The 24,760-nt window shown below is 31.7% G+C and carries 21 protein-coding genes; 18 read left to right on the forward strand and 3 right to left on the reverse strand.

Annotation, left to right across the window (positions count from 1 at the left end; translation table 11 throughout):
* The first annotated feature begins 198 nt into the window (after window positions 1-198).
* The 5 genes from ETU10_RS01720 (at window position 199) to leuB (ending at window position 6,448) form a co-directional block, all read left to right on the forward strand.
* Window positions 199-1,689 (forward strand): 2-isopropylmalate synthase, encoded by a 1,491-nt coding sequence (locus ETU10_RS01720; RefSeq protein ID WP_146309485.1) that lies wholly within the window; start codon window positions 199-201, stop codon window positions 1,687-1,689.
* Between the two features lie 40 nt (window positions 1,690-1,729).
* A complete protein-coding gene (leuC, locus tag ETU10_RS01725; protein WP_146261448.1) occupies window positions 1,730-3,124 on the forward strand; it encodes a 3-isopropylmalate dehydratase large subunit in 1,395 nt (464 codons plus the stop codon).
* A 21-nt stretch (window positions 3,125-3,145) separates the two neighbouring features.
* Entirely contained in the window at window positions 3,146-3,742 is a 597-nt protein-coding gene (gene leuD, locus ETU10_RS01730) for a 3-isopropylmalate dehydratase small subunit (RefSeq protein WP_146261449.1), read from the forward strand.
* A gap of 90 nt (window positions 3,743-3,832) precedes the next feature.
* Window positions 3,833-5,347, forward strand: coding sequence for an alpha-isopropylmalate synthase regulatory domain-containing protein (locus ETU10_RS01735; RefSeq protein WP_246118405.1), 1,515 nt, complete (start codon window positions 3,833-3,835; stop codon window positions 5,345-5,347).
* A gap of 30 nt (window positions 5,348-5,377) precedes the next feature.
* A complete protein-coding gene (gene leuB, locus ETU10_RS01740; protein WP_146309486.1) occupies window positions 5,378-6,448 on the forward strand; it encodes a 3-isopropylmalate dehydrogenase in 1,071 nt (356 codons plus the stop codon).
* 266 nt (window positions 6,449-6,714) lie between these two features.
* On the opposite strand, the gene ETU10_RS01745 is transcribed toward leuB, so the two are convergent.
* Complete coding sequence (locus ETU10_RS01745) at window positions 6,715-7,002, reverse strand: rhodanese-like domain-containing protein (RefSeq protein WP_146309487.1); 288 nt, start codon at window positions 7,000-7,002, stop codon at window positions 6,715-6,717.
* Between the two features lie 497 nt (window positions 7,003-7,499).
* On the opposite strand from ETU10_RS01745, the gene ETU10_RS01750 reads away from it, so the two are divergent.
* From ETU10_RS01750 to ETU10_RS01810, 13 genes are all read left to right on the forward strand, one after another.
* A complete protein-coding gene (locus ETU10_RS01750) occupies window positions 7,500-8,123 on the forward strand; it encodes a GNAT family N-acetyltransferase (RefSeq protein ID WP_146309488.1) in 624 nt (207 codons plus the stop codon).
* Window positions 8,124-8,183: 60 nt separating this feature from the next.
* Complete coding sequence (gene argG / locus ETU10_RS01755) at window positions 8,184-9,371, forward strand: argininosuccinate synthase (protein WP_221410356.1); 1,188 nt, start codon at window positions 8,184-8,186, stop codon at window positions 9,369-9,371.
* Window positions 9,372-9,407: 36 nt separating this feature from the next.
* Window positions 9,408-10,388 (forward strand): N-acetyl-gamma-glutamyl-phosphate reductase, encoded by a 981-nt coding sequence (gene argC / locus ETU10_RS01760; protein WP_146309490.1) that lies wholly within the window; start codon window positions 9,408-9,410, stop codon window positions 10,386-10,388.
* A gap of 26 nt (window positions 10,389-10,414) precedes the next feature.
* The gene (gene proC / locus ETU10_RS01765; RefSeq protein ID WP_146309491.1) at window positions 10,415-11,209 is read left to right on the forward strand and encodes a pyrroline-5-carboxylate reductase; all 795 of its coding nucleotides are present in this window, start codon (window positions 10,415-10,417) and stop codon (window positions 11,207-11,209) included.
* A gap of 14 nt (window positions 11,210-11,223) precedes the next feature.
* The gene (locus ETU10_RS01770; RefSeq protein ID WP_146309492.1) at window positions 11,224-12,351 is read left to right on the forward strand and encodes an aspartate aminotransferase family protein; all 1,128 of its coding nucleotides are present in this window, start codon (window positions 11,224-11,226) and stop codon (window positions 12,349-12,351) included.
* Between the two features lie 22 nt (window positions 12,352-12,373).
* Complete coding sequence (locus tag ETU10_RS01775; RefSeq protein WP_146309493.1) at window positions 12,374-13,324, forward strand: N-acetylornithine carbamoyltransferase; 951 nt, start codon at window positions 12,374-12,376, stop codon at window positions 13,322-13,324.
* Between the two features lie 83 nt (window positions 13,325-13,407).
* Window positions 13,408-14,751 (forward strand): hypothetical protein, encoded by a 1,344-nt coding sequence (locus tag ETU10_RS01780; RefSeq protein WP_146309494.1) that lies wholly within the window; start codon window positions 13,408-13,410, stop codon window positions 14,749-14,751.
* Window positions 14,752-14,841: 90 nt separating this feature from the next.
* Window positions 14,842-15,624 carry an acetylglutamate kinase gene (argB, locus tag ETU10_RS01785; protein WP_146309495.1) on the forward strand — a complete coding sequence of 261 codons (783 nt, stop codon included), beginning with the start codon at window positions 14,842-14,844 and terminating at the stop codon, window positions 15,622-15,624.
* The gene (locus ETU10_RS01790) at window positions 15,625-16,707 is read left to right on the forward strand and encodes a M20 family metallo-hydrolase (protein ID WP_146309496.1); all 1,083 of its coding nucleotides are present in this window, start codon (window positions 15,625-15,627) and stop codon (window positions 16,705-16,707) included.
* 23 nt (window positions 16,708-16,730) lie between these two features.
* A complete protein-coding gene (gene argH, locus ETU10_RS01795) occupies window positions 16,731-18,011 on the forward strand; it encodes an argininosuccinate lyase (protein ID WP_146309497.1) in 1,281 nt (426 codons plus the stop codon).
* Between the two features lie 179 nt (window positions 18,012-18,190).
* Window positions 18,191-18,790 carry a class I SAM-dependent methyltransferase gene (locus ETU10_RS01800; RefSeq protein ID WP_146309498.1) on the forward strand — a complete coding sequence of 200 codons (600 nt, stop codon included), beginning with the start codon at window positions 18,191-18,193 and terminating at the stop codon, window positions 18,788-18,790.
* Window positions 18,787-19,293, forward strand: a complete 507-nt coding sequence (locus ETU10_RS01805; RefSeq protein WP_146261463.1) for a hypothetical protein — start codon at window positions 18,787-18,789, stop codon at window positions 19,291-19,293. The genes ETU10_RS01800 and ETU10_RS01805 overlap by 4 nt, the downstream gene beginning before the upstream one ends.
* Window positions 19,284-19,976, forward strand: a complete 693-nt coding sequence (locus ETU10_RS01810) for a metallophosphoesterase (RefSeq protein ID WP_146261464.1) — start codon at window positions 19,284-19,286, stop codon at window positions 19,974-19,976. Before ETU10_RS01805 ends, ETU10_RS01810 begins: the two co-directional genes overlap by 10 nt.
* Window positions 19,977-20,069: 93 nt before the next feature.
* Here ETU10_RS01810 and ETU10_RS01815 read toward each other — a convergent pair whose 3' ends face one another.
* The gene (locus ETU10_RS01815) at window positions 20,070-22,346 is read right to left on the reverse strand and encodes a TonB-dependent receptor (protein WP_146309499.1); all 2,277 of its coding nucleotides are present in this window, start codon (window positions 22,344-22,346) and stop codon (window positions 20,070-20,072) included.
* 146 nt (window positions 22,347-22,492) lie between these two features.
* A complete protein-coding gene (locus ETU10_RS01820) occupies window positions 22,493-24,727 on the reverse strand; it encodes a GH32 C-terminal domain-containing protein (RefSeq protein ID WP_246118406.1) in 2,235 nt (744 codons plus the stop codon).
* Window positions 24,728-24,760: the final 33 nt, after the last annotated feature.

Below are 24,760 nucleotides of genomic sequence, written 5' to 3' on the forward strand. Positions count from 1 at the left end.
ATGTAAAAAGTATATAAATTTGTACAGAAAAATAAGAACATGAATATATTTACTAACATTTTAGGTATTATTCTAATCCTGACGTAACTCAGGATGAGTAATGCTTATGTAGTAAATGATTACAAAATATTAAAAGCCTTTCTCATCCTAGTATAGAGAAAGGCTTTTTTCATAAATAAACAAGGAATAAAAAGTACAATGGAGAAATTATTTATCTTCGACACCACATTACGGGATGGAGAACAAGTCCCTGGTTGTCAATTAAATACAATTGAAAAAATTGAAGTCGCAAAAGCATTAGAAGAACTAGGAGTTGATGTAATTGAAGCAGGTTTCCCTGTTTCCAGCCCTGGAGATTTTAATTCAGTTGTCGAAATATCTAAAGCTGTTACTTGGCCAACCATTTGTGCACTAACTCGAGCAGTTGAAAAAGACATTGAAGTTGCCGCTGAAGCCCTTAAATATGCAAAAAACAAACGAATACATACTGGTATTGGAACCTCTGATTTACACATTAAATATAAATTCAACTCCACCCAAGAGGAAATACTAAATAGGGCTGTTGCAGCAGTATCCTATGCAAAAAAATTTGTTGAAGATGTCGAATTCTATGCAGAAGATGCTGGTAGAACTAACAATGAATACTTAGCTAAAGTAGTTCAAGCAGTTGTAAATGCAGGTGCTACAGTTATTAACATACCTGACACCACGGGTTACTGTTTACCTACTGAATACGGAGAGAAAATAAAATATTTAGTTGAGCATGTGGATATGAAAAACGCAATCTTATCTACCCATTGTCATCAAGATTTAGGTATGGCTACCGCAAATTCAATTATGGGTGTAATTAATGGTGCAAGACAAGTAGAAGTTACCATTAATGGAATTGGTGAACGTGCCGGTAACACCTCCTTAGAAGAAGTTGTTATGGCTATAAAAAGCCACAAAGAATTAAATATAGAAACAAATATTAATACACAAAAAATATATCCATTAAGTAAGATGGTTTCTAACTTAATGAATATGCCAATTCAACCCAATAAAGCAATAGTAGGAAGAAATGCTTTTGCTCACTCTTCAGGAATTCACCAAGATGGTGTTTTAAAAAATTTATCTACTTACGAAATCATTGATCCTAAAGAAGTGGGTATAAAAGATAATTCCATTGTTCTTACTGCACGAAGTGGTAGACATGCTTTAAAAAGCAGATTAAACTTATTAGATATAAAAGTTGATGCAGACGAATTAAGTCAAATTTATACTAAATTTTTAGAGTTGGCAGACCGAAAAAAAGATATCAATGATGAAGATTTATTAATTTTATGCGGAAGAGAATTAAACAGCACTAACCGAATTAAGCTGGAATATTTACAAATTTCATCAGGGAAAGGAATGAAATCTGTAGCAGTAGTTACTTTAAACATAGCTGGAGAAAAATTCACAAATTCTTCCTTTGGAAATGGACCTGTTGATGCAGCAATTAAAACCGTGAGAGAGATTATTAAAAGACAAGTAACAATTCAGGAATTTCTTATTCAAGCCATTAATAAAGGAAGCGACGATTTAGGAAAAGTACATATGCAAATTGAATATAACGACGTAGTTTATTATGGATTCTCAGCCAATACTGATATTACAACGGCCTCTGTAGAAGCTTTTATTGATGCTATAAATAAAATTCCTGTATAAATTAAAATAAGATTAATAATATTAAAATACTAATAAAAACATGAAAACGTTATTTGATAAAATCTGGGATGCGCATACTGTTTCAGAAATACCAGAAGGTCCTACGCAAATATACATAGATAGACATTTCTGTCATGAAGTAACCAGCCCCCAAGCATTTAATGGACTTAGAGAACGAGGACTAAAAGTTTTTAGACCTAACCAAACCACTCTAACGGCAGATCACAATACTCCAACTTGTAATCAAGATCAACCAGTGAAAGATCCTATATCTAAAAAACAATTAGATACTCTTTCAAAAAACGCTGAAGAATTTGGATTAACTTTATATGCTCTTGGAAATGAAAGAAATGGAGTTGTACACATCATAGGCCCTGAAAATGGATATACACAACCGGGAATGACCATTGTATGTGGAGACAGCCATACCTCCACCCATGGAGCCTTTGGAGCAATTGCCTTTGGTATAGGAACCAGTGAAGTTGAAATGGTATTAGCCACTCAATGTATCCTACAATCCCGTCCTAAAACAATGAGAATTACCTTTAACGGAAAATTACAAAAGGGAGTTACCGCCAAAGACTTAGCATTGTATATGATCTCACAATTAACCACTGGAGGTGCAACCGGTTATTTTGTAGAATACGCAGGTGAAGCCATAAGAAACTTAAATATGGAAGAGAGAATGACTCTTTGTAATTTGAGTATTGAGATGGGAGCAAGAGGAGGTTTGATCGCACCGGACGAAACTACTTTTGAATATATAAAAGGTAAGGATTTTGCCCCTAAAGGAGAAGCTTACGAAAAAGCCGTTGAATATTGGAAAACCCTTAAAACTGATGAGGGAGCTAAGTTTGATAGTGAATATGTATTTGACGCTGGCAAAATAGAACCTATGGTTACCTATGGAACCAATCCAGGAATGGGGGTCTCTATAACTGGAAATATTCCTACCCTTGAAGGATTGGATGAAACCGGAAGAATATCATTTCAAAAATCCTTAAACTATATGGGATTCGAAGCAGGAGATAAAATGGAAGGTAAACCTATAGATTATGTATTTCTTGGAAGTTGTACCAATGGAAGAATTGAAGACTTCAGAACTTTTGCAAACTTTGTAAAAGGGAAGAAAAAAGCAGAAAATGTTACTGCTTGGTTAGTACCTGGAAGTCATAGAGTAGAAAAACAATTGAAAGAAGAAGGCTTATATCAAATACTTGTAGATGCAGGTTTTGAGGTTCGCCAACCGGGGTGTTCTGCTTGTCTAGCCATGAACGACGATAAAGTTCCCGCTGGAAAATATTCAGTTTCTACCACCAACAGAAATTTTGAAGGAAGACAAGGACCAGGAGCTAGAACCATATTGGCAAGTCCATTAGTAGCAGCTGCCGCAGCTGTAACCGGAAAAATAACTGACCCAAGAAAACTTAACTAATTCTAATTTAATCTTAAAAAAATGGAAAAATTTCAAACGATAACATCAACCTGTGTCCCACTTCCCATAGAAAATGTTGATACAGACCAAATTATACCTGCACGTTTTTTAAAAGCCACAGATAAAGAAGGTTTCGGAGACAACTTATTTGCTGATTGGAGATATAATAAGGATGGAAGTCCTAAACCAGACTTTGTTCTTAACAACCCTACCTACTCAGGAAAAATATTAGTTGCAGGAAAAAATTTCGGTAGTGGATCAAGTAGAGAACACGCTGCTTGGGCAGTTTCCGGCTATGGGTTTAGAGCAGTAGTATCCAGCTACTTTGCAGATATATTTAGAAACAACTCTTTAAATAACGGTGTTTTACCAGTAGTTGTTAGCCCAGAATTTTTATCAGAGCTATTTGAAAGTATACATGCCGATCCTAAAAATACCATAACCATTGATTTGGATAAACAGATAATAACCAACAATCATACTGGAGAAGGTGAATCTTTTGAAATCAACGCTTATAAAAAAGAGTGTTTACAAAAAGGACTGGATGACATAGATTATCTTTTATCTAAAAAAGATAAAATAGAAGAATACGAAAAAAATAGAGTTTATTCTTATTAAAATAATTTTAAGTCAGTTTACAAATATTTGTAAACTGACTTATTTTCAAATTTATCTATAAGTTTATTAAAAGTCAAGGATATAATAAAAATGAGTACAATCGAGATCATGGATACAACTCTCCGAGATGGAGAACAAACCTCAGGAGTATCATTTTCCACGCAGGAAAAATTAAGTATCGCGCGTTTATTAACTGAAATGGGTGTAAACCGCCTTGAAATTGCATCTGCAAAAGTATCAGAAGGTGAATTTAACACTGTGCAAAAGATTGCTAATTGGGCTAAGAATTCTGGACATTTAGATAAATTAGAAATTTTAGGTTTTGTAGATAATGGCATTTCTTTGGAATGGATTAAAAAATCCGGGTGTAAAACTATTAACTTACTAACCAAAGGATCCTTAAATCACGTAACCAACCAACTTAGAAAAACTCCTGAGCAACATCTGAATGATATTAAAAAAAATGTAGAATTAGCAAATTCAATGAATATACAGGTAAATGTATATTTAGAGGATTGGTCTAACGGAATGATACATTCTCGTGAATATGTTTATCAAATGCTTGATGAACTAAAGGACACTTCTATAAAAAGATTCATGCTTCCTGATACTTTAGGAATATTAAATCCGAATACGACAAAAAAATTCTGCAAAGATGTTATAACTAAATATCCAAAATTACACTTTGATTATCATGCTCATAATGATTATGATCTAGCAGTTGCTAATGTAATGGCAGCAGTTGAAGCTGGTGTCCAAGGAATTCATGTTACCATGAATGGTTTAGGAGAACGTGCCGGTAATGCTCCATTGCCAAGCGTAGTAGCTGTTTTACACGATCAAATGAAAATTAAAACTTCTATCAAGGAAAGTTTGCTTAACAAAGTAAGTCGTGTTGTAGAAACATATTCCGGTTTAAATATATCATCCAACCAACCCATAATAGGAGAAAATGTATTCACACAAACCGCTGGAATACATGCAGATGGGGATAATAAAAACAATTTGTATTACAATGACTTGTATCCTGATCGGTTCGGGCGCGTACGTGAATATGCTTTAGGCAAATTATCAGGAAAATCAAACATTAAAAAAAATTTGGAAGCCTTAGGTATTGAACTGGACAATGATGAAATGATAAAGGTAACTAATCGGGTAATTGAACTGGGGGATAGAAAAGAAATTATTACTCAAGAAGACTTACCTTTTATTATTTCCGATGTATTAAATACCAATGAAAATGAAAAAAAGGTAAAAATAAAATCCTATGCTTTAGTCTTAAGCAAAGGGCTACATCCCACAGCATCTATTCAAGTTGAAATTAACGATAAAATCTATGAGCAAACCTCTTCGGGAGATGGGCAATACGATGCTTTTTTTAAGGCTGTTGCACTTATATATCAAAAACTAAATAAAACCAAACCTATCTTAACCAATTATAAAGTTATAATTCCTCCTGGAGGACATACGGACGCATTAGTTCAAACGGTTATTTCATGGAAGTATAACAATCATGAATTTAAAACTCGTGGTCTAGATGCTGACCAGACAGAAGCAGCAATTCAAGCCACTGAAAAAATGCTCAACATCATTGAAAAAATGTAATTAAATTTATTTAATATAACCCACAACAACATGAAATTAAATATAGCAGTTCTACCAGGCGATGGAATAGGTCCTGAAATTGTTACTCAAGCTTTAGAAGTAACAAAAGCTATTTGTTCAAAATTCAATCATGAATTATCATACAAAGAGGCTTTAGTAGGAGCCATTGCCATCGATAAAACAGGTGTACCCTACCCCCAAGAAACTCATGAACTATGTATGGCCTCAGATGCTGTATTATTTGGAGCTATCGGGGATCCTAAGTACGACAATAATCCTTCAGCAAAAGTTCGTCCAGAACAAGGCTTACTTAAAATGAGAAAAGACTTGGGCTTATATGCAAACTTAAGACCCATTAATACATTCCCTTCACTTATTCATAAATCCCCATTAAGAGCAGAACTGGTAGATGGAGCTGACTTTATGTGCGTAAGAGAATTAACCGGAGGCTTGTATTTTGGACGCCCCCAAGGTAGAAGTGAAGATGGAAATACGGCCTACGACACCTGTGTATATACCAGAGAAGAGATCGAAAGAATTGTTAGGCTATCTTATAAATTGGCAGAACAAAGAAATAAAAAATTAACCATTGTAGATAAGGCGAATGTCCTATGCACCTCCCGCTTATGGAGACAAATTGCACAGGAAATTGAAAAAGAATTTCCGCATATAGAAACAGAATATATGTTCGTGGATAATGCTGCAATGCAAATTATACAATGGCCTAAACGATTTGACGTTTTAGTTACTGAAAACTTATTTGGAGATATTCTTACAGATGAAGCATCTGTGATCACTGGTTCTTTAGGAATGCTTCCTTCTGCCTCTATTGGAATACATACTTCTGTATTTGAGCCGATCCATGGATCATACCCTCAAGCAGCAGGAAAGAATATAGCCAATCCTTTAGCTACCATTTTATCAGCTGCCCTAATGCTTGAATATGCTTTTGACTTAAAAGAAGAAGGAGCATTAATTAGAAAAGCCGTTGACGCTTCTATGGATGCAAAAGTAGTTACAGAAGATATAGCCTCTGGAGAAAAAGCTTATTCTACCTCTGAAGTCGGAGAATGGATAATTAATTTTATTAAAAATAATTAGAATTGATCACTTACAAAGAAGTAAAAAAAGACCTTTGATAAAAAGGTCTTTTTTATTTATATTAAATTCACACAGATAATCATTATTTTAAAGTCAATTAAAGATTTATCAGTCTATAAACACTATAATGCTTGATATCCACAATAATTCTACCTTTAAATATATACTAGCTACTACTCTTACTTCGTTAGTATTTAATTTGTCTAACCATTTACTAATTCAATATCTGTATTTCATAATATCTATATAAAATTTTAATACATTTTTTAATGATTCTCTAAAAGTTCATTCACTTCATTAAAACCTCCTCCGTTATACACTTCTGTTAATCCTTGATCTTTTAAAAATTTAACTACGTTTTCTGAACGATTCCCGGAACGACAAAACACAACTAAGGGTTTAGAAAACAATTTAATTTCATCCAATCTTTCTGGAACTTCTCTCATGGGAATTAAAATTGCTCCCTTAACTTCACCTTCATTAATTAGTTCCTCTTTTTCCCTAACATCTAGAAAGGTAACCGTAGGTTCTTTTATTACTTTATCAATTTCCATAATTCATTTATATTTTAACGATTGTAAACAAAAATACAAATACACTTTAAATTTTAGTCATTTTAATCTTTAAGAAATTTATGTATGTCTATTTAAGAAGTAGAAACATATAAAATGAATTCAGAACCATTTTTATCAGCAAAAAATTTATTGAGCTATTTATATAAATATATTTTAATAATTTTTTAAAATTTAATAACCTATAAATTACTTATCAGCTTTGTAGAATATAATTTTTTCTTAACACAAATAAAACTTTAAAATTATAATTATATTTTATTTTTTTTATTTAATTTTGGATTTAAATTCAATAGAAGAACAAAAATTGAAAAACATTAATTTAAATATTTCTTTTTATTTAAATTCCTTTTATAGGCAGATTAGGCTTTGATTATAATTTAAATCAATTACAAAGCCGCTACTACATGACTTACAGAAATTCATACTGCATTTCTTTAATTTAAAACTTTAACCAAACTCATTATCAATATTTCAATATGAAAATTAATATTGTTGTTGCTACAGAAGAGCATTACAAATATGCTGAAGAAATTTGTGAAACTATATATCAATCCGCTATAGTTAGAGGAACTGGAATTGCGAAACGTACTCCCGAATACATAGAAAATAAAATGGATCAACGTCAAGCAATTATAGCTTTAGATGGTGAAAAATTTGCAGGATTTTGTTATATTGAGAAATGGCAAAATGGACAGTTTGTAGTTCATTCCGGTTTAATAGTTCAACCCGATTACAGAAGCATTGGTTTAGCAAAAAAAATTAAGAAATTTGTATTTGATTATACTAGAAAAACCTTTCCTGATGCTAAAATATTCGGAATTACTACAGGATTAGCCGTAATGAAAATCAACTCTGAGCTAGGATACAAACCAGTACCTTTCTCTGAATTAACTGAAGACCCAGAGTTTTGGAACGGTTGTAAAACCTGCACCAATTTTAGTATTTTACAAAGTAAACAAAATAAAATGTGTTTGTGCACCGGTATGTTATTTGACCCTAAGACTGAAACAAAATCTTCTACACAGGAAAAGAAAAATTCTTTTGATAAAAAAATACTGACTCGTTTAAAAAAAATTAAAGAGTCTTTGTTACTAAAATAACAGAAGTATATAAATTAAAAACCTTACTTAAAACCTATTTAAACCAAAAGTTATTCAATCATGAAAAAAGCAGTTTTAGCCTACAGTGGTGGATTAGATACCTCCTATTGTTTAGTCAATCTCACCAGAGAACAAAATATGGAAATTCATACAGTTATCGTTAATACAGGAGGATTTTCTGAAGAAGAACTAAAAAATATTGAAAAAAGAGCTTATCAACTCGGTTCCAAACATCATGAAACTATTGATATTACTGAAAAATTTTATAAAGAATGTTTACGCTACTTAATTTTTGGTAATATTTTAAAAAATAATACCTATCCCCTATCTGTAAGTGCTGAAAGAATGTTTCAGTCCATAGCTATTGCCGAATACTCAAAAAAAATAAATGCTGAATATATAATACATGGCAGTACTGGAGCCGGTAACGATCAAATTCGTTTTGATTTAGCCTTTGCTATAATTTCTCCACAATCAAAAATCATAACGCCCATTCGAGATGAAAAATTATCTCGACAACAAGAAGTAGAATATTTGCAGAAGCAGGGTATTGATATGAACTGGGAAAAAGCAAAATATTCTATTAATAAGGGCATTTGGGGAACTTCAGTAGGTGGTGTGGAAACCCTTACTTCCAATCAAGCTCTTCCCGAGGAGGCTTATCCCACCCAACTATCGGAAAATAATCCTTTACAAATAGAATTACAATTTGAAAAAGGAGAGCCTGTTGGATTCAATGGAGAAAAATTGGAACCCATCTCTCTCATTCAAAAATTAAATGATATTGGAGGTAAATATGCAATTGGTAGAGACATTCATATCGGAGATACAATTCTAGGGATTAAAGGAAGAGTAGGATTTGAAGCTCCAGCTCCTGTTTTAATTATTAAAGCACACCATTTACTTGAAAAGCATACCCTTTCTCGTTGGCAACTCTTACATAAAGACTCTTTAGCCAATTGGTACGGAACTCTACTGCATGAAGCACAATATCTAGATCCTGTAATGAGGGATATCGAAAAATTTTTAGAATCGTCCCAAAAACATGTCACTGGAAAAGTACATATAGAATTAAATCCTTATTATTTTAAATTGATCGGTATTGAGTCACCTTACGATATGATGCAATCTAAAGTAGCCATCTATGGTGAGGAGAATGATGCTTGGGATTCTAGAGACGCAAAAGGATTTATAAAAATTTTTGGCAATCAGTTAAAAATTTACCATAACTTAAAAGATGAAAATTAAACAATAAGAATCCTGTTAAATTTAAATTAATAAAAATTGAATAAAATAAAAGTTAGCATTGTAGGAGGTGCAGGATATACAGCCGGGGAATTGCTTCGAATTCTTATTCATCATCCTAAAGTAGAAATAAAATCTGTATATAGTACTTCGAATGCAGGAAATCCAATAACACATATCCATACTGATTTATTAGGGGAAACTAAATTAGTCTTTACGAATACTATAGACAATGAATCTGATGTGGTTTTTCTTTGCTTAGGGCATGGAAAATCAAAAAAATTCTTAGAAGAAAATCCTTTTTCTACGAATACCAAAATCATAGATTTAAGCAATGATTTTAGACTTCAACCCAATCATACTTTTCAAAAAAAGGTTTTTACTTATGGTTTACCTGAACTTCATAAAGAAAAAATAAAAGAGGCTCAACATATTGCTAATCCCGGATGCTTTGCAACAGCAATCCAACTAGCCCTATTACCTTTAGCTTATAAAAAAATTATAAACTCAGACATTCATATAAATGCTGTAACCGGTTCGACCGGTGCGGGACAATCCCTATCTCCAACTACTCATTTCAGTTGGAGAAATAACAATGCCTCTTTTTATAAAGAATTTAGCCATCAGCATGAAGCGGAAATCTCACAAAGTATCTACCAATTAGGTCAAAATGAGCATCAACTATATTTTCTTCCTATGCGGGGGGACTTTCCAAGAGGAATATTAGCAGGAGTTTATATAAAATCTGATCTATCTAGAGAGGAAGCTATAGATATTTATAATGAGTATTATCAAGAACATCCTTTTACATTTGTTGCCGATCAACCTCTATCAATGAAACAGGTACTCAATACCAATAAATGTTTATTAGAGATTCAAAAACATAAGGATGTTTTATTAATCACTTCAGTGATTGATAATTTAACTAAAGGAGCCTCTGGGCAAGCGGTACAAAATATGAATCTACTATTTGGTTTCAATGAAATGGAAGGTTTACATTTAAAATCTATTGGCTTTTAAATTTCAAAACACAAAAAAATATTACAATGAAAATAGCCATCATAGGAGCAGGAAATTTAGGCTTATCTATAGCCAAGGGCATTATAAAAAGTGATCTATATAAATCTTTATACATTACAAAAAGAAATATTAATACTATCAAAGAATTAAAAACCTCTGATAAAATTCACCTTACCAGTGATAATCAAGAGGCTATAATAAATTCCGATGTTATTATACTCGCAATCCAGCCTTATCAATTGGAAGAAATATTAATACAAAACAAAAACCTTTTTACCAATGAAAAAACTATAATCTCAGTAGTGTTAGGTTATACTACTGAAAACATTGAAAAAATTATTGGTTTTCAACACCCCATTATACGAGCGATGCCTAATACGGCAATTGCAGTGGGACAGTCTATGACCTGTATATGTTCCAATAAAAGTGGAGTTGAAAGAATGAAACTTGCTTTAAATATATTCAATTCATTAGGACATACCCTAGAAATTGCTGAAAAACATATGTCTGCTGCTACAGTTATTTGTGGAAGCGGAATTGCATTTTGGATGAGAATGATACGCGCCACCACAGAAGGAGCTGTAGAAATGGGGCTTGAAGCTGATGAAGCCCTAGATATGGCTATTCATTCTTGTCTTGGGGCGGCTAAACTTTTAAAAGCAACTAAAAACAACCCGGAACAAGAAATTGACAAAGTAACCACACCGGGGGGATGCACCATTACTGGTTTAAATGAAATGGAACATCATGGATTAAGTTCCTCAATTATCAAGGGCCTTGTTACATCTTTTCATAAAGTTAATCATATTACTGATAAATAAAAAATACAATCATCATGAGCTTATTTGACGTTTACCCACTTTATAATATTACTCCAGAAAAGGCGAAAGGCGCAACTGTTTGGGACAAAAAAGAAATCCCCTATCTTGATTTTTATGGAGGGCATGGAGTTATTTCAATCGGGCATTCTCACCCAACCTATGTAAATTATCTTACAGAGCAAGTAAATAAAATTGGGTTTTATTCCAATTCCATCATCAATCCACTACAAGAAAAATTAGGTCTAATACTCCCTGAATTCTCCGGCTATCCTGATTATAGTTTGTTTTTATGCAACTCAGGGGCTGAAGCTAATGAAAACGCACTAAAACTTGCTTCTTTCCATACACAAAAATCTAGAGTCATTGCTTTTAAGAATAGCTTTCATGGAAGAACTTCTGCTGCGGTTGCTGCTACTGATAATACTAAAATTGTAGCGCCAATAAACGCTCAACAAAAGGTAACTTTCCTAGAATTAAATGATATAGATTCACTAAAAAAAGAACTTCAAAGAGGCGATGTTTCTTCTGTTATTATAGAACCCATACAAGGAGTTGGGGGATTAGAGGAAGGGTCTACCGAATTTTTTAGAGAGCTTGAAAAATTATGCAAACAAAACCAAGTAGTTCTTATATTAGATGAAATACAATGCGGTTATGGTAGATCTGGAAAATTTTTTGCGCATCAATATCACGATATAAAAGCTGACATTATTTCTTTAGCTAAAGGAATGGGAAATGGTTTTCCTGTGGGTGGAATTCTAATATCTCCAGAATTTAAGGCTTCTTATGGTTTACTAGGGACCACCTTTGGTGGGAATCATTTGGCTTGTGCTGCTGCTTTAGCCGTTTTAGAAGTTATGAAAAATGAAAAAATTTTAGATAATGTAAACGAACAATCTCAATATTTTATAGAAAAATTCAAAACTATTCCTCAAATAAAAAGAATTAAAGGAAAAGGTTTAATGCTAGGCTTAGAATTTGACTTTGAAATTGCCGATCTAAGAAAAAAACTTATTTACGAAAAAAATATTTTCACCGGCAATTCAAACAACAAAAAATTACTACGTATTTTACCTCCACTTACAATTAAAAATCAGGAAATAGATACGCTATTTGAAAGCTTAAAATCTTGTGTGCAATAAATAAGAAATAATTCAATTGAAAATGAAAAAATACACTTCTGTTGACGATATTGAAAATTTAGATCAAATATTACAACTTGCTAAAAAGATTAAAGAAAATCCTTTTGACTATAAAGAATTAGGAAAAAATAAAACCCTAGGTCTATTATTTTTCAATCCTAGTTTACGCACCCGTCTTAGCACACAAAAAGCCGTGCAAAACTTAGGTATGGAATGTATAGTTATGAATCTAAATAATGAAGGTTGGACTTTAGAATTTGAAGATGGAGCAATTATGAACGGCTCTGCTTCCGAACATATAAAAGAAGCAGCAAAAGTAATTTCTCAATATTGCGATCTTATAGGCATTAGAAGTTTTCCTTCCTTAAAAGATAAAGATAAAGATGAAGCTGAATTCATTATATCGTCATTTGTAAAGCATTCCACAGTTCCAGTAATAAGCTTAGAAGGATCTACCGAACATCCACTACAAGCCTTAGCTGATGCTTTAACCATTGAAGAATATAAGACGACTAAACGACCAAAAGTGGTACTTAGTTGGGCACCTCATCCTAAGGCACTGCCACAATCCGTACCCAATTCTTTTATAAAAATGATGAAAAAAATGGATGTTGATTTTGTAATTACACATCCAGAAGGTTATGAATTAAATCCAGAAATAACTAAAGGTGTAAGCATAGAATATAATCAAGACGAAGCTTTTAAAAACGCAGATTTTATTTATGGAAAAAATTGGAGCAATTACATTCATTACGGTGAAATCACCAATAATGATCCTACTTGGACCATTGGAAGTAGACAAATGAATTTAACTAATAATGCTAAATTTATGCATTGTCTGCCAGTCAGAAGAAATGTTGTGGTTACAGATGAAATCTTAGATAGTGATTCATCCATCGTAATTCCACAAGCCAATAATCGCACATACTCTGCACAAACCATAATCACAAGCTTATTAAACAACCTAGAATAGGTATAAAATTATTTTTCTACTAACCTAATTTAAAATAAACCTCCCTTTTTTTATCTTATATTTGTTTAATTTAAAACAAATAAATGAAAAAGGGATTCTTTGTTTTTTTTATTTTTATAAGCCTTCTATCTTACTCTCAAGAAAGAGATACCTTACTTATTTCTAAAAAAGATTTGCAAGACTTAATAAGAACTGAGGTACAAAAAGAATTAAATATTCAAAAAAAGGAATTAAAGACCCAACAATCAGATTCTTCCCCAAACTTATCCTTTTTAAAAGGAAAAATAATTTTTAGTGGAAAATCAACCCTAAGAGTAGGAGAATGGGATTTTAATCAAAATTCTTTAAATCCCACCAACGGTGTTAAAATCAAAGATCATACACGTTTTTGGTCTCGTTATAATTTTCATTTAATGACCGATGTGGTTTTATCTCCAAACTTTGATTTTCATGCAAGAATACGCACGGGAAATAAACAATATAGTTTTATGAATTTTGGTGGTAATTCAGATGAGAGGTTTAACATCATTCTAGATGAATTATGGCTAGATTGGAAGTTTTCAAAAAACCAATTCCGGCTGGGAAGACAAAATGCTAGTCGTATATGGACAAATCAACAAGGCGTACTTTTTGATGTTCCTACTCACGATGGGCTTAGCTTTAAAAGTTCTTACTTATTAGGTTCTTTAACCTTAAGTCCTAAATTAGCTTTATTTATTGAAAATTACAAAGGCAATACCTCTTTTAAAGAACAGGGCAAAATTTATGGGGGAGCCATAGATATTCAACAGAAAAAAGAAAATATTTCATGGACTTTTGAAACTGGACTCTTAATAGCCAACGAATTACCCACCAAGTATACTAAAGATTGGAACAATAATGGAAATAACCTTTACATGGATGGAGATCTAGCTCCTGATTATACGATATGGACAAACCATTGGGCTTTAACTTTACCCAAATTGCAATATTTAACTTTTGCCTTTGATTATTTCTATAATATGAAAAACTATAAGAGAAACCCCATTTCTTCTTATATCTATAATGCTAGTGGATATAATTCTTTTAGTAACTCTAAAGAATTCAATTCAGAAACAGCCCCTAATTTTACTAAACAAAGAAATGGTTTTATAGGTACTGTATCTTTAGGAAATTCTTCCATCCCTAAAAATATTTTTTTTGGCATCTCTTATTTATACATGGAAAAATATGCCGCCATGGATTACTTTGCACAGTACGATTTCGTTCCATGGGCTTCCACCAATATCCAAGGACCTGAATTTGCTATTTCCTACCGACTAAATAAATTCCTAGAATTTAAATCTCGTTTATTTTTTATGGAACAAATTAAAGGTTTATACGGTATTGATCCTTCTTACAAAAAATCCAGCAATCGATTGCGTTTTGATATAAACATTAATTTTTAACAGTTTTAGAGAAAAAATGAAATGTTTATACACTAAATCATGAAGTATTGAAATTTAATAGAAAAAAAAATTCCTACTTTTGTTGTTAGGATGAACAGTGAAAAACTAAGCATAGTTAAAATAGGGGGTAATGTCATTGATGACTCAAAAATACTGTCCTCATTTCTACAAGACTTTTCAAATTTAGAAGGATATAAAATTTTAGTTCATGGCGGAGGAAAAGAAGCAACCCGTTTAGCCAGCAAACTAGGAATTGAAACCATTATGATGGATGGGAGAAGGGTTACCGATAAGGATATGCTGGATGTTACGGTTATGACTTATGCAGGTTTGTGTAACAAAAAAATTGTTGCTAAGTTACAAGCATTGGGTACCCCATCCATGGGGCTTACCGGAGCAGATGGCAACAGTATATTATCAAAAAAAAGAGAGAATTCTAATATTGATTACGGTTTTGTTGGAGATGTTATCTCAGTAAATTCTTCTTGGATAAAATCACTATTAGAAATTGGAACTACTCCTGTTTTTTGTGCTATTACTCACGATAAAAAAGGTCAATTATTAAATACAAATGCCGATACCATTGCCCAATCTTTAGCTACTGGTTTGGCTCACTTATTTAATGTTTCTTTAACCTATTGTTTTGAGAAAAGAGGAGTACTTTTAAATATAGATGATGAGAACAGCGTCATTGAAAGTTTAAATTTTAATTACTTTCAAGAACTCAAAACTAAAAATATTATCCATTCAGGTATGCTTCCAAAACTAGAAAATTGCTTCCAAGCTCTACAATTAGGAGTTAAGGAAATTAGGATTGCAAATCCTGAAATTATTAAAAACCCAAACCTACCCCATACCTATATTTCAATATAAATGAAATCTATACAGAAGTTAACAGAAAAAGCGATTATTCTTCTTCAAAACTTAATTGAAACTCCTTCTTTTTCTGGAGAAGAAGATAAAACTGCTCTACTTATTGAAGCGTGGTTTATTCATCACCAAATCCCCTTTCAAAGAGAAAAAAATAATGTTTGGGCACTTAATAAACATTTTGATAGTAGTAAACCTACGTTATTACTTAACTCACACCAAGATACAGTACGTCCCAACAAAGGTTATACCCACGATCCGTTTGAAGCGCTAGAAAAAGATGGGAAAATTTTCGGGTTAGGTTCCAACGATGCGGGTGGATGCTTAGTATCATTATTGGCTACTTTTACCTATTTTTATTCAAGAGAAGATTTAAATTATAATTTAGTTATAGCCGCCAGTGCAGAAGAAGAAAACAGCGGCAAATATGGTTTAAGAAGTATTCTTGAACTTTTACCCAAGTTGGATTGCGCCATTGTAGGTGAACCTACTTTAATGAACTTAGCCATTGCTGAAAGAGGTTTACTTGTTTTAGATATTATTATCAAAGGTACATCTAGCCATGCAGCACATACCAATATAGATAATGCTATTTATAATTCCATAAATATTATTCAATGGTTTCAGACTTTTGAGTTTGAAAAAAAATCTGAGGTTTTGGGCCCTGTAAAAATGAGCGTGACCCAAATTAATTCCGGACAACAACACAATTTAGTTCCGGATGAATGTAAAATTGTTGTTGATATTCGTGTAAATGATTGCTATACCAATGAAGATATTCTTTCCACGATTGTAAATAATATAGGATCAGACAAAGTGATTATAACCCCCAGATCTTTGCATTTAAAATCCTCCTTCATACCTAAAGAACATCCTTTGGTACAAGCAGGTATAAAATTGGGAAGAGAAACCTATGGTTCTCCTACAATTTCCGATCAGTCAGTTCTTTACTGTCCTTCTTTAAAAATGGGTCCAGGAGATTCCTTGCGCTCTCATACTGCTAACGAGTTTATTTATAAAAAAGAAATTGAAGAAGCCATACCACTATATATTGAATTATTAAACCATACCCTAACTATATCTTAAACTTTTAAAAAGAAAAAATTGAAATGAAACTTTGGGAAAAAGGAATATCTACTGATAAACAAATTGATTTTTTTACTGTAGGAAACGATCGAGAACTTGATCTAGTTTTAGCTAAATACGATGTGTTAGGAAATATTGCACAAGCGAAGATGCTTTGTAAAGTAGGTTTAATTACTGAAAAAGAAAAAGAGAATCTTTTAAAAGCTTTAAATGAAATTTTGAACGAAATTGAAGTAGGCAATTTTTCTATTGAAGAAGATTTTGAAGACATTCACTCCAAAGTAGAATTCTTATTAACGGAAAAAATAGGAGATGCGGGTAAAAAAATTCATACGGCAAGATCACGAAACGATCAGGTTTTGGTAGACATGAATTTATATCTTAAAGATGAATTAAATCTAATCAAAGATTCAACCAAGGATTTGTTTGATTTGTTAATGGAAGCTGCAGAGAAATATAAAAATGTTTTACTTCCTGGATATACTCATTTCCAAATTGCTATGCCCTCCTCCTTTGGTTTATGGTTTTCTGCGTATGCGGAAAGTTTAATTGATGATGTAATTTTCCTAAACGCGGCATTAGAAGTTGTAGACCAAAATCCTCTAGGTTCTGCCGCTGGTTATGGAAGCTCTTTTCCTATTGATCGAAGTTATACAACCCAAGAACTGGGCTTTAAGACATTAAAATACAACTCTGTGGCTGCACAAATGAGCCGGGGAAAATCTGAAAAAAGTACTTCTTTTGCACTGAGTAGCTTAGCTTCAACTCTTGCTAAACTATCCATGGATGTAACCTTATACATGAGCCAAAATTTTAATTTTGTTAGTCTTCCTGCACATCTTACTACCGGATCCAGCATTATGCCTCATAAAAAAAACCCGGATGTGTTTGAATTAATTCGTGGTAAATGCAATAAAGTTCAAGCTTTACCCTATGAACTAACTCTTATCACCAATAATCTTCCCAGCGGTTACCATAGGGATTTGCAATTATTGAAAGAAGGTTTAATTCCTGCCATCCAAACTATTAAATCTTGCCTAGAGATGGCACATTATTCTTTAAAAGATATACAGGTTAAAGATAATATCTTAGATGATCCTAAATACGATTACTTATTTACCGTAGATTCCTTAAATGAGTTAGTCAACCAAGGAATACCTTTTCGAGACGCCTATAAAATTATTGGTGAACAAGTGGAAAAAGGAACTTTTACATCTCCTAAAAAAACAACCCACACCCACGAAGGGAGTATAAATAATTTATGTTTAGAAGAAATTAAAAAGAAGATGTCAAAAATTATATAACTAAAAACTAAATAAAAACTACTATGAATATTTTAAAATCCCTTATAGGTAATACATGATCATGCATCACTACCAGTATATGCTTTAAAACACTGCGTAAATAAGTTTACAAGCTATTTGGGTAATCAATTTTTTACTTTTAAGTAAAAAAAATATATCACATTTACTGTCTCTAATATATGAAACCTGCTAAAAGCAATAAATTTTATGATCGGATTTCTAATTTTTATTATTTTATTGAACCCTTTTTCAAATCTCAAAATAATTTACTTATAGATAAAGTAAATAGTTTACCTAAAGGAAAACTTTTAGAAATAGGAATAGGAAACGGCAAAACTTTAGAATTCTATAAAAATCACAAAATTACAGGCATAGATACATCAATGGCTATGTTAAATAAAGCTAAGATGTATTTAAGATGCTATGAACATATTGAATTAATTTGTATGAATGGAGAAAATCTTTTGTTTAAAGATGATCGTTTTGATTATGTTATTCTACCACATGTTATTGCTGTTGTTGACAATCCTAATCTTCTACTTAGTGAAGTTTATAGAGTTTTAAAACCCGGAGGCACTTTAATAATCCTCAATCATTTCACTCCTAATAATTTTATTAAGTATATGGATAGAATTTTCAATCCCATAGCAAAATTGTTACATTTCCAATCAATATTTTATGAATCAGAACTTACCGCTTTATCTAAATTTAAAAAAATAGACAATATATCTTGTGACGTGTTTGGATATTTTAAACTACTACTATTCTTAAAATTATGAAAAAAATCGATTTATCTGCCCTTATAGTTTTAACATTTTGCTTATTTATTTATATTTTCTACAGAACAGAAAAAACAGTTATAAATCAACTACTAACACAATTTTATTCCTCCAAAAGTTTTGTTGAAATGCAGCAATGTGTTAGAAGAATATTACCATTAAATAAGTTTATTATTTATTCTTTACCTGAAGGTCTTTGGGTATTTTCAGCAACAATTTTCTCATACCCTTTTTACATAAATATAAAAAAATATTATTTCTATTGCGTATATATCCCCATTATCTATCCAATTTTGTTAGAAATATTTCAATATTTCAATTGGATTCATGGCACTTTTGACTTAATTGATATCATTATTTGCTTGTTCTTTTGGCTTATAGCATTTCTATATGTAAAAAATAAATTTAAAAGAGAAAATATTATCACTTCTTCCTTAACAATTAAAAAGGTGTTGTTTTTTTCTATTTATGGAATTGTTTATTTATCACATGTATGCAAATAGAAGTAAGAGAAGAAAAGATAAATCTTTTTAGTAAAATTGATAATGTTTCAATTCTACACCTTAGTGATTTTCATATAAAACTTTCTTCTAAGATGTTGGAAGAAATAAAAAAAATCATTTTAGACAAAAGTCCTGATGTTATTGCACTTACTGGAGATTACTATGATCTACCTCAAGGTGCTACTCTTTTTAGATTATTTATTTTAGAACTATCTACACTTTTTCCAATTGTTTTTATTCATGGGAATCATGATACCTGGTATGGAAAAAAAATCTTTAATTCATTGATCAATATTCCGAATTGTTTTTACTTAAAAGATTATATTTTTACGTTTACTACTAAAAATGGTAGTCGAATAAATTTCACTTCATGGGAAAATAGAAAAAATCTTTCTTCTACAGAGAGCGATAAGAACATTCTTTTAATACATAATCCTGAAAAAATTAGAGTTGATGAATTAATAAATATTCATGTAATCCTTGCCGGACATCTGCATGGCGGACAGATTATATTGTTTAAAACTATAAATAATACTTTTTTTCCAGGAAATCTATTATATAAATATTGTTTAGATCGTAAAGAAATTAAGAATACTTGTATATTAGTTAGCAAGGGTTTAGGTGATTTATTACCTCTTAGATACAATTGTCCTAAGGAAATTCTATATATAAGGATAGAATAGATTAAAATATTAGCTTTTAAATATATATCTTACTATTTTGGATTTGAGTAATACCAAGCAATAAGATTTTTCTGTTATTGCTTGGTATTTAATTTAAAATTTAATTGTTGCAGAAAACTCGATGGTTAATGGACGAATATAACTACCTGTCATTAACACATTTTTATATGCTTGTGGGTTTGCCTCAATTTCTTCTTTCGTTTTCAATTCAGACCCTGAAATTGTACCCTTAGCTCCGGTTTGATTTAAGAAATTTACAACCGTAGCATTTAACATTAAATGTTTGTTAACGTCCCAATTTATTCCTCCAAAGGTTTCCCATCTGCCATTAAAGTAAAGTGCATTACTTAGGTTTGCATAGGTCTTACTAAAATATCGGAAGCTTGCCCAAAGGGATAATTTAGGGGTAATTTGATACTTAGGATCCAGTTCAATTAATACTTGAGGTATTTCTGTAACTATATTACCGGTAAAATTGTACGATTTCCCGAAAGCCGATGTCTCGTATTTTTTATATTTAGGTTTTTGGTAAGTGAATAAAAAGTGTAAATCAAAATTTTTGAATGGATATGTTACCAAATCTGTAGTCCAAGCCAGTGTTTCAATATCAAAATTTAACGATTTTGCTACAATCTCACTTTCATTTGCTGGATTAATCAAGTTTAAACGTGTATAATTATTTGTTTTTTGTATCCAGGTAAACATGGAGGTCAGTTGAATCCAATCATTATTCAAATAAATACCAACTCTAGCCATTGGAACCTTTATTTGTTTGGTACTTGGATTACTAAATCCCGCAAAGTTATCAATATGAGGTCTTTGCGTATTATAAGTAAACTCTCCAGTTAATCCAAAATGTGGCATTAATACATAATTGGCTGTTACTGTAGCAACCGTATTTAGCCAATTAAAATCAAACGATTGTTCTTGAATAGTTTCTGTTTGATCTGGGCCATAGGTATGAGTATCCCCTAAATGAAACCCTGTATAACGTTCATAAGGTAAGTTTTTACCTTTCAATTTATAATATTCTAAACGTAATCCATAGTATAAATTAAATCTATCACTTATTGCCCAATTATCTGTACCATATAAAGCTAATCGGTTTTCAAAACCTTTGTAGTATTCAGAAGCATTTCTGTTGTAATCATAATAGGTAAATGATTCTCCAGTAGCCAGGTTCTGGGTTCGTAACCTTCTTGGATTTTTAGCTACTTCTTGGTTATACATGGTTGTATTGGAAGAATAGTCAATATTATAATACCATTCGTTCAAACCAATTCTCCAATTGTGATTTTTGGTTTTAGCACTTAATTCAGACGTTAATAAAAAAGTATCTATGAATCCTCTGTTTAATGCTGACATCCGGCTTTGAACATCGCCCACATATGGCACATTCGTATCTTCGTAATAGTACTGCATATCAGAAGGGATTTGATTTTCGTAAGTTAATCCCATTGGAGTTTGGTACACCATGGAAGCCATGGATCTCATATATTTAGCATTTATCTTTAATTTGTAATTGTCTGATAAATTTATGTCGGTCAATAAATTATATTCATTGGTACGATTTAACGAGGCATCTCTTAAATTAGTGGTTTCCATTCTCCCGTTACGTATATTCATATAAGTCATAGAACCGTCGACCGGTGCGTATGAGCTTGTACCTAATTTAAAATTTTTATACTGCTTAACATTTCCATTTCCTACATATATAAAAGGAGCATTCTGAGTAACTAAGGTTAGTCTATAATCTTCCGCATTTTTATAAAGAAAGGTAATCTTACCTTTATTATTATTAAATACTTTAGTTAAAGCTATTTTATACATATTTATTTGATCTTGGAAATCGGTGAATTTTATATTAAAACTTCCTGGATCGTAACTTTGAAATACACTTGCTGAATAATACAACCCTTTGCTTTTTAATAAAGGACCTGATACGTTAACATCAAACTGTTGCATGTTGTATTGATTTCCAAAATATTTAAAGGCTCCTTGAAACTGATCTCCTCCTAGTTTATCAATTGAATTAATTCCGTAGCCTATATTTCCGGTTGTTATTGCATTTTCTGCTACATTTACTAATCCTACTTTCTCCAAACTAAGGTCACTTCTCCAATTTGTACTTAATGCTTGTGGGTTGGTATAATATACCGCAGGCAAACTATTCTCTCTTACATAGGTTCCTGCATCCGGCAATCCTATTTGAATTTCTCGTGGTTCTGATGTACTTGCTGCATTTAGCATTACATTTCTATCGTTACCTTCTTTTTTTTCTGGAAACTGAAGTGAATCTACTTTTACAATTTGTGCCTTAAGATTTATAAATGTGATTAAAAAAGATAAAATTAGTATATATATTCTCATGTGGTTTTATGATTTTACTGTTTTTTAAGTTAATATGATTACAATTATTTATAAGTCAAACCCTATCTCACCATTGATTTTATGAGATTGATAATTTTATAAGATACTCTCCATTATAAATATTTATAATGGAGAGTGCTTTATATTTATAAGCCTAGTTTATAAATGTTTATATTATTAAACTGAATAGGCTGTTTATCCAAGGATTTAAATGTTAAATTATTGTACGACTCCTTAGGAAATATTAGAGAAGTTACAGCTGTTTCTCCATCATTTAAAAATAATTCAATTGAGGCTTTATCTACCAATAACCTTATTTTATACATATTTCTCTTAACTATTGGTGAATGTATCACTGAAGAAAAATTTATAGCGAAGTCTGTATCTCCACTTTGTGTTCTATCTAAACTTAGTTCTTCTTTAGTTAAGTCAAATATAAAAGATACTTGTTGATTGTTGTTGTTGGATAGTATAAAACTAAACTCATTTGATTTTTCTGGTTTAATATCCATTTCAATTTCATAGGCTCCTTCATTTCCTGACAAAAGATTTTTAATTGTATAAGTATCGTTCACTGATACATTTTCATAAGTTTTAGTTTCTTTTCTTAGCTCTTTAACCGTTTCAATCGGTGGATTGGCTAATACTAAATGCTTACCATTATTGACCAATTTAAGCTCTCTAGGTAAAGTCATTGCATTTTTAAAATTCACAGAAGGTACTTGGTTTGCATAGTCCCAATTACTCATCCAACCAATAAATATAGTTTTTCCATTCGGCTCGTTATTCCATGTAACACCTGCATAATTGTCTCGCCCGTTATCTATCCATAAAGGATAAGGTAAAGGATCTGGTGTGAATTTTTTACCGTCAAAATCACCGATAAAATATTGAGTAGCGCTACCACTGTTAGGTCCACCTGGATTAATACTTACCAATAAGACCCATTTTGTTTTACCATTATAAGTTAAAGGAAATAAATCTGGGCATTCCCATACCCCGCCATGTGCTCCAATTCCTTCTCCAAATTCACTTAATTTTTCCCAATTTTTTAAATTTTTGGAACCATAGAAGGTGATGGTTTGCGTAGTGGCTAATGACATGATCCATTGTTTAGAATCATTGTCCCAGAATACTTTAGGATCTCTAAAATCTACAATGTTGGGATCTGTAAGTACCGGATTGCCTTTATATTTAATAAAAGTTTTTCCATTATCTAAGCTATAAGCTAAATTTTGGGTCTGTCTATCTCCGTCATTGGTGTAGATAGCTACCATAGCATCTTTCCCAAAACCAGCTGTATTATATTTATCAATTACTGCACTACCTGAAAAAATCGTTCCTTCTGAATCTGGTAATATTCCAGGTGTTTTATGTTCCCAATTAATTAAATCTTTGGATACTGCATGCCCCCAAGTCATATTCCCCCAAACTGATCCGTAGGGATTGTATTGATAGAATAAATGGTATTCTCCGTCTTTATAAACCATACCGTTAGGATCATTGGTCCAACCATAGAATGGAGAATAGTGATAAAGCGGACGGAAAGGTTCGTCATACTTAAAGTTAAAAGTATTGGAGTTATTAATTTTTGAATATCCAATTCCATTTCTTTTAAAAATTGGAAGTAGTAAATTTATATCTTTCCCTTTATATCCTTCAATATTTAAAGGCACCCAATAATCAATCTTATTCTGTGCTAGTCTTATATTGGAATGTGGAATCTGTTTAATTCCATCTATCTCTAAAAATACTTTTACCTCAGGAGCTTTGTCTTCGATCGGTAACATTATGTATTTCTTGTCTGATTTAATAGATAATCTTTTATCTACCATATAATCACTTTTAGGTATGTTGCCCATTTCGATTTGATCTATTAAAATATGTCCCCATTTCCCTCTATCATTATCTACAATTCTTAAATATGCTTGTTTTCCTAAATATTTACTTACATCCCAAGTCATCCACTCTAGCTGATTGCCTTCTGAAAACGGACTATTTTTGTAAATAGTTTTACCATCAATAACTAATTCAATATAAAGATCTGGACTTGTTCCACCTCCTATTAAAAAATTAATGTAATTACTTTTAATTTTAAATGGTGAAGAAGTTAATGTTCCTCTGCTATCGTCTCCTTCTGACAAACTACTTACGAAATAATTTCCTAAGTACCCATTAACATCTCGAATTCCAGAATTTTCTTTAGTAACAGGGGAATTTCCGAAAGCTTCTCCCTCTACTTTCCAATTTTTGAAGTTGCCCGACTCAAAATCGTCTACAACTATAAATGCTTCTTTCCCTGATTTTTTATTTTGTCCGTGTAATGTAGTTATAGACAATAAGGGTAAAGAACATAAAAGTATAATTAAGTTCTTTTTCATGACTAAATTTTTTTTAAGCGTTTAAACATTAAC

The organism is Apibacter muscae (assembly GCF_007845595.1).
GTDB lineage: Bacteria > Bacteroidota > Bacteroidia > Flavobacteriales > Weeksellaceae > Apibacter > Apibacter muscae.